Here is a 405-nt window from a genome sequence, read left to right as displayed (position 1 = left end):
CGGGGTCAGGCCATGGGCCTGGCACAGCACCGGCAACAGCGCCTGCACCGTCTCCAGCGCCTGCTTGCCACCAATATTGCTGGCGATGGCCACCACCTGGTCCGGGGTCAGGCCATGGGCCTGGCACAGCACCGGCAACAGCGCCTGCACCGTCTCCAGCGCCTGCTTGCCACCGCCATTGCTGGCGATGGCCACCACCTGGTCCGGGGTCAGGCCATGGGCCTGGCACAGCACCGGCAACAGCGCCTGCACCGTCTCCAGCGCCTGCTTGCCACCGCTATTGCTGGCGATGGCCACCACCTGCTCCGGGGTCAGGTTCAGGGGGGCACCCGTCAGTGCATTGCGCCATGCATGCACTGCCTCCACTGCGGTCACGCCGCCACGTTTTGCAATCTTGAGAAGTTG

At 67.4% G+C, this 405-nt stretch carries 1 pseudogene; it reads right to left on the bottom strand.

From position 1 onward, the window contains the following. A pseudogene (locus tag F7R02_RS25945) lies at positions 1 to 405 on the bottom strand (TAL effector repeat-containing protein); the annotation flags it as partial.

Origin of the sequence: Xanthomonas cissicola (assembly GCF_008801575.1) — a bacterium.
Taxonomy (GTDB): domain Bacteria; phylum Pseudomonadota; class Gammaproteobacteria; order Xanthomonadales; family Xanthomonadaceae; genus Xanthomonas; species Xanthomonas cissicola.
Note: the sequence above shows the minus strand (reverse complement) of the source record. Positions and strands in the feature narration are given on the sequence as shown.